The organism is Bacillus sp. RSS_NA_20 (genome assembly GCF_020165915.1).
Classification (GTDB): Bacteria; Bacillota; Bacilli; order Bacillales; family Bacillaceae; genus Bacillus; species Bacillus altitudinis.
In genome coordinates this window covers 588199-601255 of sequence record NZ_JAIUKW010000003.1, presented here as the reverse complement: position 1 = coordinate 601255, position 13057 = coordinate 588199, and the positions used below count along the sequence as shown (strand labels likewise).

The window sequence follows — 13057 nt, the reverse complement described above, 5'->3', positions numbered from 1 at the left end:
AGTCTTTGAACATGATTTTTTGATCATAATGTCGAAATATCAATCACAAACCGATAACGCACATCACTATTGAGCACACGTTCATACGCTTCATCGACTTGTTTTGCGTTGATCACTTCAATCTGTGGTGCGATATTGTGAGCAGCTGCGAAATCGAGCATTTCTTGTGTTTCTTGGATGCCGCCAACGAGTGAGCCGGCGATGCTGCGACGCCCCGTAATTAATGAAAACACATGGAAGTTGTCTGGCTTTGGTGGTGCACCGACGTTTACTAATGTTCCGTCAACACGAAGTAAGGACAAATAGGCATCCACGTTGATATTGGCAGAGACGGTATTGAGAATGAGATCATATTGACCGGCTAGTGTCTTAAACGTATCAGGGTCACTTGTAGCAAAATAGTCTTTTGCACCAAATGACAGCGCCTCTTCTTTTTTATTCATAGAGCGGCTTAATACAGTCACTTCTGCACCAAGTGCGCGTGCAAATTGAATGGCGACATGACCTAGACCGCCCATTCCGACAATCGCCACTTTTTTGCCAGGCCCAGCCTTCCAGTGTTTTAACGGAGAATACGTTGTGATACCGGCACAGAGAAGAGGGCTGGCGGCATCGAGGGAGAGCTGGTCAGGAATATTGACAACAAATCGTTCTGTCACAACAATTTTCTGACTGTAGCCGCCGTAAGTTGGTTCTCCATCATAATCCAGGTTATTATAAGTTTGAACGACTCCTTTCTTGCAATATTGTTCATCTCCATTTTGGCAATATTCACATGTACCGCAAGAATCGACAAAACAACCGACGCCTACACGATCACCAATGTTGAATTTCGTGACAGCATCCCCAACAGCTGAAACAACTCCAGTAATCTCATGACCCGGAACCATTGGGAAAATACCGCCGCCCCATTCATCAAAGGCACTGTGGATATCTGAATGACAGATCCCGCTAAACTGAATATCAATTAAAATATCATGTGGACGAAGTGCTCTTCGTTCAATGGTTGTCCGTTCAAAGTTTGCTTTTGCATGGGAAACACTTAAAACATTTGATTGGTGCGTCTGACACATTCTGGATCATCCTTTCAAAAGTAAGATTCGGTCCTTCCTCTATACTGTACGTCTTAAAGTGAACTTTAAGTCAACATAGAACCCTGTGATCGCCTCAATTCAGGCTTTAGCATCAACCTTGAATCAAGATTTGAGCCAAAAGTATCTTGTCTTCTCGATAAAAATGGAGATGATGGGAAAAGGGAGATCGTCAAGTAAGAGAAAGAAGAGAAGGGTGAAAACAATGAAAATAGCACAAGCCGCCAAGCAGCTCGATTTATCTACTGCTACGCTCAGGTATTATGAGAATATAGGTTTAATTAGACCGATCAGGCGTGATGAAAATGGTGTTCGTGATTATACAGAAGAAGATATTCAGTGGATAGAATTTATTAAATGTATGAGAAATGCGGGTCTGTCAATTGATGCTCTTAGAGAATATACGGCTTTATTTATCGAGGGAGAGGATCGTACATTGTCCTCAAGGAAGCGTATTTTGGTCAATGAGAGAGAAAGACTTGTAGACAAACAAAAGGAAATCGAAGAAACGATTAAACGGTTAGATTACAAGATTGAAAGTTATGAAGATATTATCCACAGTTATGAACAAAAACTAGTTCATCAATTAAAAACGAACTCTATTTAAATGAAGAAAAACCTGTGACTTGTCACAGGTTTTGTGATGTGGTTATCTTTTTGTGTAACGCACCCAATTGTAATGAGCGTAAAGTGGAGTAACACCGTTGTAGGAGCCGAGCCATTCATCGACACCTGCACCATTCCATAAGTTCATCATAATCTTTCCAGGTGTTTGAGGGATTTGAGTAGTAGCCGTATGTTTTAATTGACCGTCCACATACCATTTAATCGAGTTAGGCTGCCAGTCGAACGCATATGTGTGATAAGAGTTTGCTGCATCAAAACCAAGGTTGACGATTTTTTCATGATTTCCGACACCATTGGTATAATAATTAAACTGAACCTTTGTCGTATCTTTTCCTAGAAATTCGATGTCGATTTCATCCCAAGGCGTACCATCAGTCGGTCCCGTATAAGTAAAGAACGAAGACACGATCCCAACATTTTTTGCTGGTTTCATGCTGACTTCATAAAGCCCATAGCCATATGTTTGAGTGGAACGATTTTCCCCGCAGTCAAACTTATTATAGGAAGGACTTGTGAGCGATAACCGCATTTCCCCTAACGACGTCATGGAGACATTGTTTGCACGCCACGTACAGTTAAACATATTTCCGTTCGAGTACCCATCGGCTTTTTGCCATAACCCGGTATTATAGTTGTTGAACGGCTCATAAAACGACCCGCCCGTTTGTGCCGAGGCACTTGCAGCAAATGTGGACAAACTTAAGAATAATCCAGTGACAAGCAGCATCAACATTCGTTTTACACGGTAAGACATGTGGGCATTCCCCTCTCTTTTTTGAAAGCGTTTTCTTTTTGATCATACATGATTCTCTCAAAATGGAAAATCGGTCTAAATAATGATAAACAGTTTGTTTTTTTAATAGAATGAAAAGAAAATTGATAGGTAAAAAATAATGATTGACAAAGCGGACAGTTGTCCGTAAGATAATACCGGTACAATTGTCCTAATGAAAATGAAAGAAATTTGATTTACACATAGAGATATATGCAAGGTGGATGAAGGTGAAGCATCATGGAAAAGGATATTGGAAAGGAAATTGAAGAGGTCGCTTTCTCTTTGTTTCAAGAGTTTGGTGTAGAGAATGTCAGTATGCATAAAATTGCTAAAACAGCTGGTGTTGGTCAAGGAACCCTTTACCGCCGCTATGCAAATAAAAGTGATTTGTGTCTCTCTATTCTTGGTGAGAGATTTGAACAGCTGATCCCTGCTTTGCATCTTTACTTAAATAAAATCAGTGATCAGCCTGTTCAAGATCGTTTGCAATATGTTCTCGAGGAGATCCATCTCATCGTTGGTCATCACTTAGACTGGATCCGGATGCTGACGATCTCTGGAAATTTAGAGCAGACAAGTAAAGTATATGATTGTCATTACAGTCAATCACTCAAACAAATCATTCGTGATTTGCTCGAGGAAGCGAAAGTAAAAGGAGAAGCGAACATACAAGACATTGAGTTGACGACATTATGTATGTCCTCTCCAATGACGCCTGAACTCATGTTTTATATTCATGAATCCGGCTACTCAATTGAAAAAATTGCACAATTCGCTGCGGAAAGACAGGTTTTGTCTGTCTTTTCCTAGACATTGAAGTGGCTCATTTCTGTCCAGCCTAACTACTTATGGTTTATCAAAATTGAAAAAGAAAAGGAGCCAACTTAATATGAACAAACAGCAAACAGCAGCTTCCGACATTCGAACGCTGCCCATTATTATTTCATTTATCACAGCTGGATTTATTGGACTGTTTAGTGAAACGGCACTCAACATGGCGCTGAGAAGTTTAACATTAGATTTTGGTATTGAAGCAACGACTGCTCAGTGGCTTACAACCGGCTATTTATTAACACTAGGGATTCTTGTTCCAATTTCAGGCCTCATTCTTCAATGGTTTACAACAAGACAGCTTTTCATCACCTCACTGGTCTTTTCGATCATCGGTACATTTATTGCGGCCGTTGCACCTGTCTTCAGTATTTTAATGGTGGCACGTGTGGTGCAGGCAGTAGGAACAGCCTTGCTTCTTCCATTGATGTTTAATACGATTTTGGTCATCATTCCACCTCATAAAAGAGGTAGATCAATGGGGATTATCGGTCTTGTCATTATGTTTGCCCCAGCAGTGGGTCCAACGGTCTCTGGTCTCATTCTTAAATCGTTAACGTGGCATTGGATTTTTTGGATTTCGCTTCCGTTATTGGTTGCTGCACTCGTATTTGGGTATATTTTTATGCAAAATATTACGGAACCCACAAGACCGAAAATCGATATTTTATCGATTGTGCTATCAACCATCGGTTTCGGTGGAATTGTGTATGGCTTTAGCAGTGCTGGTGAAGGCGGCGGCTGGAGCAGTATGCATGTGATTGTGGCGATTGTTGTAGGTGTCATTGGCATTCTTGTGTTCTCCCTAAGACAGTTAAACATGAAAGAACCGATGTTGAATTTAAGCCCATTTAAATATCCAATGTTTGTGATCGGGTTACTTCTGATTTTAGTGTGTATGATGGTGATGCTGTCTGCTATGATGATTTTGCCATTATATCTGCAAACGTCCTTGGCACTGTCTACATTTACAGCCGGTTTAATGCTATTGCCAGGTGGAATTATCAATGGACTGCTATCGCCAATCATGGGTGGGCTTTTTGATAAATTTGGGCCGAAATGGCTTGTCATCCCAGGTCTTGTCATCGTTGCAGCGACCATGTTTGGCTTCACGAACTTAAGTATGAATACGTCAATCGGTTATATCGTGACGCTTCATATTACGTTAATGGTTGGGATTGCGATGATCATGATGCCTGCCCAAACAAACGGTTTGAATCAGCTGCCGCCAGAGCTATATCCGCACGGTACAGCGATTATGAATACATTGCAGCAAGTGTCAGGAGCGATTGGGACTGCGGTTGGTATCTCGATCCTTTCATCAGGAACTCGCAGTTTTATGCAAAATGTGGCTGATCCCGCAAATCCAGTCAATCGGCTGCTCGCCTTTACAAATGGCGTCCAGCATGCCTTTATCTTTGCTGTCATCATGACAGTGATTGGCTTGGTAATTGCTTTCTTTATTAAACGAGTGAAAGTCGAACAACAAGTATCATAATATATGAAAAGCACTGAGGACTTAGCGCCGCAGTGCTTTTTTTATTTATTCATAGGGGGAATGTTTGTTTCAAAGGAGCTGAAAATGGGGAGATAGATAAAAAGCAACGACTCTCTGACGACATTGAAGGAAAAGGCGAAATTCGTAACGAATGGATAGAGATAAAAGAATAAGATAGGAGCTGAGATCATGAACTTAGACGAACAAATCAAAATGGCTGAGTCATTACGTCAACCAGCTGAAGATTCATTAGCTAGTCAATCGGAATTAAAGCCAGTCCACCCTCCTGAAGTGAACAAAATGGAATATGATATCCCAACAGGTGCTGGTGAAACAAAGGTGTGGGTATTTAAACCTGTGAAAACATTGAAACAACCCCTACCTGTTTTCGTGAATTTGCATGGGGGCGGTTTTATCCTTGGAAGTGCTGAAATGGATAATCATTGGTGTCCGGTCATAGCAGATCGTGCGGAGTGTATCGTCGTCAATGTGGAGTATCAGCTGGCACCGGAGCACCCTTTCCCGGCCGCTCTTCATGAATGCTACGATGTGATGAAATGGTTATATGAACATCCTGATGAACTACAAATAGACCCAAATCGATTAGCCATTGGTGGACATAGTGCAGGTGGGAATTTGGCAACAGCGGTTTGTTTGCTTGATATCCAAAAAGGGAACAAACTTCCGATTGTCTATCAAGTGCTTGACTATCCGCCGCTTGATTTGGCTACTGATCCAGCACAAAAGCCAGCGTTTGAAGAAGCAATTCCAGTTGAAATGGCGAGACTGTTTAATGCCTTCTACCTGCAAGGTCAAGATCCGCACAATCCGCTCGTTTCTCCAGTCTTTGCAGAGAGAGAAGTGTTAGCACAAATGCCTCCAGCTCTTGTTATCACAGCTGAGAAGGATTCACTAGCTGAAGAAGCTGAGCATTATGCGGACAAGTTAAAAGAAGCAGGGGTAGATGTCACATACAAACAATTTAAAGGAGTCCCTCATGCGTTCACTCATGCCGGAGATTTAAAGATAGCTGAAGAGGCTTGGCATCTGATGAGCGATCAGCTTAAGAAGGCGTTTGAATAAGAAATATTCGGATATCAGTAAAAAGCACAGACTTTTTTTCTGTGCTTTTTTTGTGTTCTTGCTGACGTCTTGAAAAGAAGTGTAGATACAACAATCGCAGTAGTCGATATAATAGTAAGATAGAAGACATCTAAAAAGGAGCTAATAGAATGAAAAAAGAGACACTACAGGCATTTTGTCTTTCTTTACAAGGAGCAACCCACGACTATCAACCTGAGTGGCAGGCAGATCGTTATCATATAGGTGGAAAGATGTTCGCCATGATGGGGGGAGACGTCGATCGCAAGCCAGTTATCACTTTAAAATGTGATCCGCAACGTGCTGAAGAATTAAGAGAAATGCATGAAGGAATTATTCCCGGCTATTACATGAATAAGACGCATTGGAATTCTATTTATCTTGATGCAGATATTCCATCTTCATTTGTCGAAGAGCTAATTGAACATTCCTATCAACTGGTTTTTCACAAATTAACAAAAAAAGCTCAGCAGGCTATCCTCCAACATAATTCAAAAGAAACCGATTAAATGCTGAACGTTCAGTTGTTCATGTCTCTTTGAATCTCTTCAAAATTGACTAGAGTCACATGCTCTCGCTATACTTTAAACAGCTAGAAGATACGAATAGGGGGATATACAATGGGCTATACAGTCATTACAGGGGCAAGTTCAGGTATTGGATATGAAACGGCTTTGGTCTTTGCAGCAAGAGGAAAAAATCTGATCTTAGCTGCACGCCGGCTTGATAAACTCCAAGAACTGAAAGAAAAGATTCTAGAAACATATCCCGATATTCAAGTGAAAGTCCAGTCTGTTGATTTAACAGACAGAGAGCAAGTGTATTCTTTCTATGAGTCATTAGCTGGTGATGAGCTGGATACGTTCATTAATAATGCTGGGTTTGGCCATTTTGGTTCAATAGGAGAGCAGGATGTGAAAAAAATCGGGGACATGCTTCATCTCAATATTGAAGCGTTAACAATTTTATCCACTCTGTTTGTCCGTGATTATGAGCAAAAAGAGGGGACGCAGCTAATCAATATCTCTTCAAGAGCGGGTTATACCGTCGTCGGCAATGCTGTCACTTATTCAGCCACGAAATTTTATGTGAGCGCCTTTACAGAAGGGCTGGCCCTAGAATTGAAAGAAAAAGGAGCCAAATTACAGGCAAAAGTATTAGCGCCTGCTGCGACAGAATCGGAATTTGCAAAGCGTTCATTAGATGTCGATCAATTCGAATATGAAGGCACTATTAAGAAATATCACACATCAAAGGAAATGGCAGCGTGCTTGCTTGAGCTTTACGACAGTTCAAAAACAGTTGGTATCGTTGATGGGAAGACATTTGATTTTGAATTGAAGGACCCCATTTTTTCACACGCTGGCACAAGCATGAAATAAAAAGTTCCAATCACTGAGGATAGATTCTATTAGTGATCATTAGGTCACCGAGCCGAAAGAGGTCTTGGATAATGTGGAGCGCTGTCAACACATACTAGAATAGATAAAAACACCTACACATTAGGTGTTTTTTTTATGCATTCTTTGATGAATGAAAGAATCGCAGGTCCAGTAGATGAGACTGCTGACAATTATGATCGGAAGGGATGTTGAGCTCTCAATTCCATCCATAACAAAAAGCATGACAATCATTGCTATCAGTAAGTAAGCCGCTAAATAAAGAGGATGAAAAGCCTTGGGCTGTAAGGAAAACAACAACTGTAAAGGTACCGCAAAGATGAAATAATAAACAAAAAAGATGGGAGTGTAAAGCATCATAAACGCAGGCTCGCCCTGAATCGGTGGATATAAACATACGAACAAGCTGAGTAAAATGGAACTGAAGAATAGTGTGAGTAGGATTTTGTAAAATGGTTGAACGGAACGCACTGTATGTACTCCTTTTTTGTAATATTTCCTATATTTTATCATAAATGGGTTGAGAACAATTTCTGAAGTCAATTTAGGTATTATGGTATAAATAAATTTTGATAATAGTGTCCTTTTTCCTTTATTTGGTTCTGTGACTTTCACCTCATGCTGATGAATGAAGGAATGGTATAAAGTAAACCCTATAGACAGATAATTATTCATCACATTTAAGAAAAGAGATGATCTTATGAACGTAACAAAATGGTTTGGTGCTGCCCTTCTTTCTGTTTCACTATTGGTGACCGCAGCTTGTGCGAACGATAGCACTCAAGAGAATAATCAAAGTAATCAAGAAAGCACTACCAGTGAAACAAAAGAAAAAAACACGGCTGTTGAGACAGGGAATAAATCTTTATCCAATATTAAGGTGCTGGCAACAGGCGGAACGATTGCCGGTAGTTCAGACAGTAATACAGATACGACTGGATATAAATCTGGTGCACTTGGAATCGATAAAGTCATTGCTTCCGTACCACAGCTGAAGGATATTGCAAATGTCACGGGTGAGCAAGTAGCCAACGTCGGCAGTGAAAATGTGGATAACGCTCTGCTTTTAAAATTAGCGAAACGAGTCAATCAGCTTTTAAATGATGATCAAGTGGATGGCATTGTGGTGACACATGGTACAGATACGTTAGAAGAAACGGCCTATTTTTTACATTTGGTTGTAAAAAGTGATAAGCCAGTGGTGGTCGTGGGTTCCATGAGGCCAGCATCTGCCATTAGTGCGGATGGCCCGCTTAACCTGTATCATGCAGTGAAAATTGCTTCGACAAAAGAAGCCAAAGGCAAAGGTGTAATGGTGACATTAAATGACCGAATTGCCTCCGCTCGCTTTATTACGAAGACAAATACCACCACAACCGATTCGTTCAAGTCTCTTGAGCAAGGGTACATTGGAGAAGTGGCGGGTGAAGTTGTCTCTTTTTATAACGAACCGACAAGAAAACATACAGCTGACAGTGAATTCGATATTTCAAAGCTAAAAGAGCTGCCGCAAGTGGATATCTTATACGGCTATCAAAATGATCAAAAGTATGTGTATGATGCTGCCGTTAAAGCAGGAGCGAAGGGCATTGTCGTTGCCGCCGCAGGAAATGGAACGATGTCAACAGAAGCGATCAATGGGGCAACAGATGCTGTGAAAAAAGACGTGGTGATTGTGAGGTCAAGCCGTGCAGGAAATGGCATTGTCACACATGAAAAAATGGATGATGAACATCATTTTGTCTCATCGGATTCATTAAATCCACAAAAAGCACGCATTCTACTCATGCTGGCTCTGACGAAAACAAAAGATCCAGATAAAATTCAATCCTATTACGAGCAGTATTAAAAAGAAGAAGACCCGACGTATCATTGGGTCTTTTTTTATATGTGTACCTGATCTTCAGCCCGTTTTTTTAAAGAGAGTAAAATGTCTCTCCAAACATCATCTATATCAGTCAGAAAATGTCCTGCTTGCTCGATATAGTGCGTTTTGGCGTTTGGAATGTTGGGAGCAATGCTTTCTATCTCTGCAAAAGGGGCCATCTGATCCTCTTTTCCATGCCAGACATCCACAGGGATTTGTATATCTTTCATATCGAATGCCCATGACCGTGAGAGTAAATCTGGTTCATGAATACATTCATCAACCGATTGACGAGTAGCTTCGTATAAATGCCGCATCATCAGCTCCAGTTGCTCATCGGTTTGAAGAAATTGCCGATCCGATGGATGTAAATGTTTGTTCCCTTTTTTCGTTAGTTTCTTGAATTTCTCTGGTTTCTTTTCAATTAGTTTTTTCTGAGCGCGATAACTTGCCTTTAAGAGCCAAGGCATTCTTTTACTGAGGAAAAAGGCAATCTTGTTCTCCTTTAGCATACTTTTAGGCGGTTTACCATCCTGAAATGGGGTGGTACTTGAGACGAGAGCAGCTGAAAGAATGCGATCTGGCAATTGATAGGCACAACCAGCAGCGAATGCCCCGCCTCCAGAGACACCAATCACTGAAAACTGGGAGATGTCAAGATGATCGGCCACTTCCTGTACGTCTTGTGCCCAGTCTAAAATAGTGCGGTTCGGTTGCGGATCAGATAAACCAAAACCAGGTCTGTCTAAAGAAATGAGACGAATGCCAAGCTCTTTTGAGATTGGATCATCATCTAAAAACATCACTCTCGATCCAGGTGTCCCATGAAAAAAGAATACTGGGAATCCTTCAAGATCACCGTATTGAGACAAACCAATATGACGTCCATCTTGCAAATGAATCCTGTCCATTTGATCATCCCTTTCATCGTTTATCTAAGTTACATATTCATGCACGAAACGCCGGGTTAAGGCGTTTCTTTCGCAATTTGATAAATTTTTTCGTAAAGCGATAATAATGTTTTTAGATCTTCTTTTGAAAGCTGGGCATAGTATTTTTGAATAAGATGCAGCTGAATTTTTTCAATATCTTTATGATAGTCATGGCCCTTTTGAGCAAAATCAACAATGATTTCTCTACGGTTATGTGGGTTAATCTCTCTTTTCACATATCCAAGCTGTTCAAGCTTTGATATGAGCTGGCTAGCGGCACTAGATGAAATGGAGAAATAATCAGCCAGTTCATTGATTGTTCTCGTCTTCGACCGCAGCAATTCAAGGGTCAGTTCTTGTTTGCTTGTTAAATCTGCATACTCATTTTTTAAGAATCGTTGATACTCTTCTACATAGATAGAGCCTAGTGCATTTGAGTACTCAATGATTTTTTTGCTGTAATGAATGATATCCTCATCCAATGACATCACCTCTTTTCTCCTATATTATATGCGATCTTAATATTTAAGTGAAGTTAAATGTTAAGAAAAATTAAATAAAAGAGGGATAGATGTGATGAGAAAATGACCTCTACCTCCACTTTCTCATCAACAACGGACAAAGAATACTTCCTGTTATCCCTAAGCATTCATAAAACATAGTTGGTTTGATTTTGAACATGTAGTAGGCTAAGGTGGCAATGAATAGATCATAAAAGAAAAACAAGTATACGTCCTTTTTGGTGATGGCATAAATGATCGTTTTGTTTGTTTTCACTGAGATTCACTCCTTAGGAAGTCGATGACTTTTTCATTGTATTATGGGCGATCTCCATTTATAATAAAAAAATAAACCAACTGGTCGGTTTTATTTGTCCGTGTGAAGAAAAGCAAGGTAGAAGGGATTGTTCATAGATGACAAGTACACAAAGCGGGGCTGGAAAAAGTGAAAAGACGAAGCAGAAGATTGTCACCGCTTCACGTGATTTATTTGCGAAAAAAGGATATTCCGAAACATCCGTGCGAGATATTCTAGAGGCGGCTGAGATTAGTAAAGGCAACCTTTATCATCATTTTAAAGGAAAAGAGTTTTTGTTCCTTCATATTATGGAAGAGGATCATCGATTCATGATGGAGACGTGGTATGAAGAGAAACAAACGCTGCACCGGGCCATTGATAAGCTTGCAGGGTTTGCAGAGCTGCTTAGTCAAATGGGGATTAACTATCCTTTAATGAGAGCAAGTGAAGAATTCTGTGCCAGTGCATTTACATCAGATGAAGTCATGGAGCGCCTGAACAAGATTGATGTAGACTTTGATGATGTAATGCGAGACATCCTGCATGAAGGAAACGAAGATGGCAGCTGGTCGATTCAGCATGTTGAATCAAAAGTGAAAATATTACTTTCCGTATTCTATGGATTAGACGTGTTATATAAAAATGACACGATGCAGCAGAAAAAGGAATTACAAAAAGAGGCGATCTCATTGTTTATTCACGGAATCAACCATCATGAGTAACAAGTGAGTCAGTAAAGGGGAAACAAACATCATGCAAAAACCGATTCGTGAGCAAAAAGCGGTACTTGTTATTTTATTAAGTAATATATTTATTGCGTTTTTAGGTATCGGTCTGATTATACCTGTCATGCCGCTCTTTATGAATGTCATGCATTTAACGGGCAGTACGATGGGATATCTTGTGGCAGCGTTTGCTGTTGCACAGCTTATCGCATCACCTGTTGCGGGAAGATGGGTAGACCGATACGGAAGAAAGATCATGATTGTGTCTGGTCTGTTTCTATTCGCGTTATCAGAACTCGTTTTTGGCTTAGGAACACACGTATATGTTCTGTATTTTGCAAGGGTTCTTGGCGGCATTAGTGCAGCATTTATCATGCCGGCTGTCACCGCTTATGTCGCCGATATCACAACCGTTCAAGAAAGATCAAAGGCAATGGGGTATGTATCCGCTGCTATTAGTACCGGATTTATCATTGGCCCGGGAATTGGCGGATTTATTGCAGAATATGGCGTTCGCCTGCCGTTTTTCTTTGCAGCAGGGATTGCATTTATTGCTGTGATTTCGTCTATGTTTATGCTGAAGGAACCATTAACAAAAGAAGAGCGAGAGAAACAAATGAATCAAGTGAAAGAATCGACCTTCTTTAAAGACTTGAAAAAATCAATTCATCCAAGCTATCTCATCGCCTTCATCATTGTCTTTGTGCTGGCGTTTGGACTATCTGCATATGAAACGGTCTTTAGCTTGTTTACAAATCACAAGTTTGGATTTGGTCCAAAGGATATTGCGATTATCATTACCGTCAGTTCAATTGTAGCCGTCATCATCCAAGTCCTCGTGTTTGGTAAAATGGTGAATGCGTTTGGGGAGAAACGAGTTATTCAACTATGCTTGATTGTTGGAGCAGTTCTCGCTTTTGTTTCCACAGTCGTGTCAGGCTTTATGGTTGTGCTGATCGTGACGTGTGTGATTTTCCTTGCGTTCGATTTATTGCGCCCTGCACTCACGACCTTCTTATCAAAAATCGCTGGCAATCAGCAAGGATTTGTCGCAGGGATGAACTCCACCTACACAAGCCTTGGTACGATTTTTGGCCCGGCACTTGGCGGCATTTTATTCGATCAAAATATTCATTTCCCATTCCTGTTTGCAGGTGTTGTCTTATTTCTTGGATTGGGCTTAACCCTTATTTGGAAGGGGAAGGTGACAGAAGAGGTATCAGCAGAATAATAGAAAAGAGACCTTTCAAATAAGGTCTCTTCAGCGTGTAGACAAACCCTCGCATTCTTTGTCAGTCCTGCGTGCTGGTGCTCACGAATGTCAAATTCGCTCCGCGCCAGTACTCGTCCTTCCTAGACTGCAAAGGTTTTCTATCACGCTGAAAAGAAGACAAAGGGCTAAAATCAAGTTC

General features: G+C 40.7%; 14 protein-coding genes. 9 read left to right on the top strand and 5 right to left on the bottom strand.

Annotation, left to right across the window (positions count from 1 at the left end):
- Positions 1-23: 23 nt before the first annotated feature.
- A complete protein-coding gene (locus tag LCD32_RS03280) occupies positions 24-1073 on the bottom strand; it encodes an NAD(P)-dependent alcohol dehydrogenase (protein ID WP_017366672.1) in 1050 nt (349 codons plus the stop codon).
- Between the two features lie 223 nt (positions 1074-1296).
- Between LCD32_RS03280 and LCD32_RS03275 the strand changes: the two genes are divergently transcribed.
- Entirely contained in the window at positions 1297-1698 is a 402-nt protein-coding gene (locus LCD32_RS03275; RefSeq protein WP_046342750.1) for a MerR family transcriptional regulator, read from the top strand.
- Positions 1699-1740: 42 nt separating this feature from the next.
- Here the strand turns inward: LCD32_RS03275 and bglS are convergent, their stop codons facing one another.
- Entirely contained in the window at positions 1741-2472 is a 732-nt protein-coding gene (gene bglS / locus LCD32_RS03270; protein ID WP_024719190.1) for a beta-glucanase, read from the bottom strand.
- A gap of 258 nt (positions 2473-2730) precedes the next feature.
- Here bglS and LCD32_RS03265 point away from each other — a divergent pair, with 258 nt between their 5' ends.
- From LCD32_RS03265 to LCD32_RS03235, 6 genes are all read left to right on the top strand, one after another.
- A complete protein-coding gene (locus LCD32_RS03265) occupies positions 2731-3303 on the top strand; it encodes a TetR/AcrR family transcriptional regulator (RefSeq protein WP_057078413.1) in 573 nt (190 codons plus the stop codon).
- Between the two features lie 79 nt (positions 3304-3382).
- The gene (locus LCD32_RS03260) at positions 3383-4822 is read left to right on the top strand and encodes a DHA2 family efflux MFS transporter permease subunit (protein ID WP_025206803.1); all 1440 of its coding nucleotides are present in this window, start codon (positions 3383-3385) and stop codon (positions 4820-4822) included.
- Between the two features lie 189 nt (positions 4823-5011).
- Positions 5012-5905, top strand: coding sequence for an alpha/beta hydrolase (locus LCD32_RS03255; RefSeq protein ID WP_224562762.1), 894 nt, complete (start codon positions 5012-5014; stop codon positions 5903-5905).
- 149 nt (positions 5906-6054) lie between these two features.
- Positions 6055-6432 (top strand): MmcQ/YjbR family DNA-binding protein, encoded by a 378-nt coding sequence (locus tag LCD32_RS03250; protein WP_048001239.1) that lies wholly within the window; start codon positions 6055-6057, stop codon positions 6430-6432.
- A gap of 111 nt (positions 6433-6543) precedes the next feature.
- Positions 6544-7305, top strand: coding sequence for an SDR family NAD(P)-dependent oxidoreductase (locus tag LCD32_RS03245; RefSeq protein WP_224562760.1), 762 nt, complete (start codon positions 6544-6546; stop codon positions 7303-7305).
- 718 nt (positions 7306-8023) lie between these two features.
- Entirely contained in the window at positions 8024-9172 is a 1149-nt protein-coding gene (locus tag LCD32_RS03235; RefSeq protein ID WP_007496435.1) for a type II asparaginase, read from the top strand.
- A 35-nt stretch (positions 9173-9207) separates the two neighbouring features.
- Here LCD32_RS03235 and LCD32_RS03230 read toward each other — a convergent pair whose 3' ends face one another.
- From LCD32_RS03230 to LCD32_RS03220, 3 genes are all read right to left on the bottom strand, one after another.
- Positions 9208-10101 (bottom strand): alpha/beta fold hydrolase, encoded by an 894-nt coding sequence (locus LCD32_RS03230; RefSeq protein ID WP_224562757.1) that lies wholly within the window; start codon positions 10099-10101, stop codon positions 9208-9210.
- Positions 10102-10157: 56 nt separating this feature from the next.
- Positions 10158-10610 carry a MarR family winged helix-turn-helix transcriptional regulator gene (locus tag LCD32_RS03225; RefSeq protein WP_007496431.1) on the bottom strand — a complete coding sequence of 151 codons (453 nt, stop codon included), beginning with the start codon at positions 10608-10610 and terminating at the stop codon, positions 10158-10160.
- A gap of 103 nt (positions 10611-10713) precedes the next feature.
- A complete protein-coding gene (locus LCD32_RS03220) occupies positions 10714-10899 on the bottom strand; it encodes a hypothetical protein (protein WP_024719177.1) in 186 nt (61 codons plus the stop codon).
- Positions 10900-11036: 137 nt separating this feature from the next.
- Here LCD32_RS03220 and LCD32_RS03215 point away from each other — a divergent pair, with 137 nt between their 5' ends.
- Together LCD32_RS03215 and LCD32_RS03210 are read left to right on the top strand one after the other, a co-directional pair.
- Positions 11037-11642, top strand: coding sequence for a TetR/AcrR family transcriptional regulator (locus tag LCD32_RS03215; RefSeq protein ID WP_047947333.1), 606 nt, complete (start codon positions 11037-11039; stop codon positions 11640-11642).
- Between the two features lie 31 nt (positions 11643-11673).
- A complete protein-coding gene (locus LCD32_RS03210) occupies positions 11674-12876 on the top strand; it encodes an MFS transporter (protein ID WP_224562754.1) in 1203 nt (400 codons plus the stop codon).
- Positions 12877-13057 lie beyond the last annotated feature (181 nt).

Bases quoted from the DNA above. Each gene is read 5' to 3' on its own strand.
- LCD32_RS03280 (WP_017366672.1), bottom strand. From the start codon at position 1,073: ATGTGTCAGACGCACCAATCAAATGTTTTAAGTGTTTCCCATGCAAAA.
- LCD32_RS03275 (WP_046342750.1), top strand. From the start codon at position 1,297: ATGAAAATAGCACAAGCCGCCAAGCAGCTCGATTTATCTACTGCTACG.
- bglS (WP_024719190.1), bottom strand. From the start codon at position 2,472: ATGTCTTACCGTGTAAAACGAATGTTGATGCTGCTTGTCACTGGATTA.
- LCD32_RS03265 (WP_057078413.1), top strand. From the start codon at position 2,731: ATGGAAAAGGATATTGGAAAGGAAATTGAAGAGGTCGCTTTCTCTTTG.
- LCD32_RS03260 (WP_025206803.1), top strand. From the start codon at position 3,383: ATGAACAAACAGCAAACAGCAGCTTCCGACATTCGAACGCTGCCCATT.
- LCD32_RS03255 (WP_224562762.1), top strand. From the start codon at position 5,012: ATGAACTTAGACGAACAAATCAAAATGGCTGAGTCATTACGTCAACCA.
- LCD32_RS03250 (WP_048001239.1), top strand. From the start codon at position 6,055: ATGAAAAAAGAGACACTACAGGCATTTTGTCTTTCTTTACAAGGAGCA.
- LCD32_RS03245 (WP_224562760.1), top strand. From the start codon at position 6,544: ATGGGCTATACAGTCATTACAGGGGCAAGTTCAGGTATTGGATATGAA.
- LCD32_RS03235 (WP_007496435.1), top strand. From the start codon at position 8,024: ATGAACGTAACAAAATGGTTTGGTGCTGCCCTTCTTTCTGTTTCACTA.
- LCD32_RS03230 (WP_224562757.1), bottom strand. From the start codon at position 10,101: ATGGACAGGATTCATTTGCAAGATGGACGTCATATTGGTTTGTCTCAA.
- LCD32_RS03225 (WP_007496431.1), bottom strand. From the start codon at position 10,610: ATGTCATTGGATGAGGATATCATTCATTACAGCAAAAAAATCATTGAG.
- LCD32_RS03215 (WP_047947333.1), top strand. From the start codon at position 11,037: ATGACAAGTACACAAAGCGGGGCTGGAAAAAGTGAAAAGACGAAGCAG.
- LCD32_RS03210 (WP_224562754.1), top strand. From the start codon at position 11,674: ATGCAAAAACCGATTCGTGAGCAAAAAGCGGTACTTGTTATTTTATTA.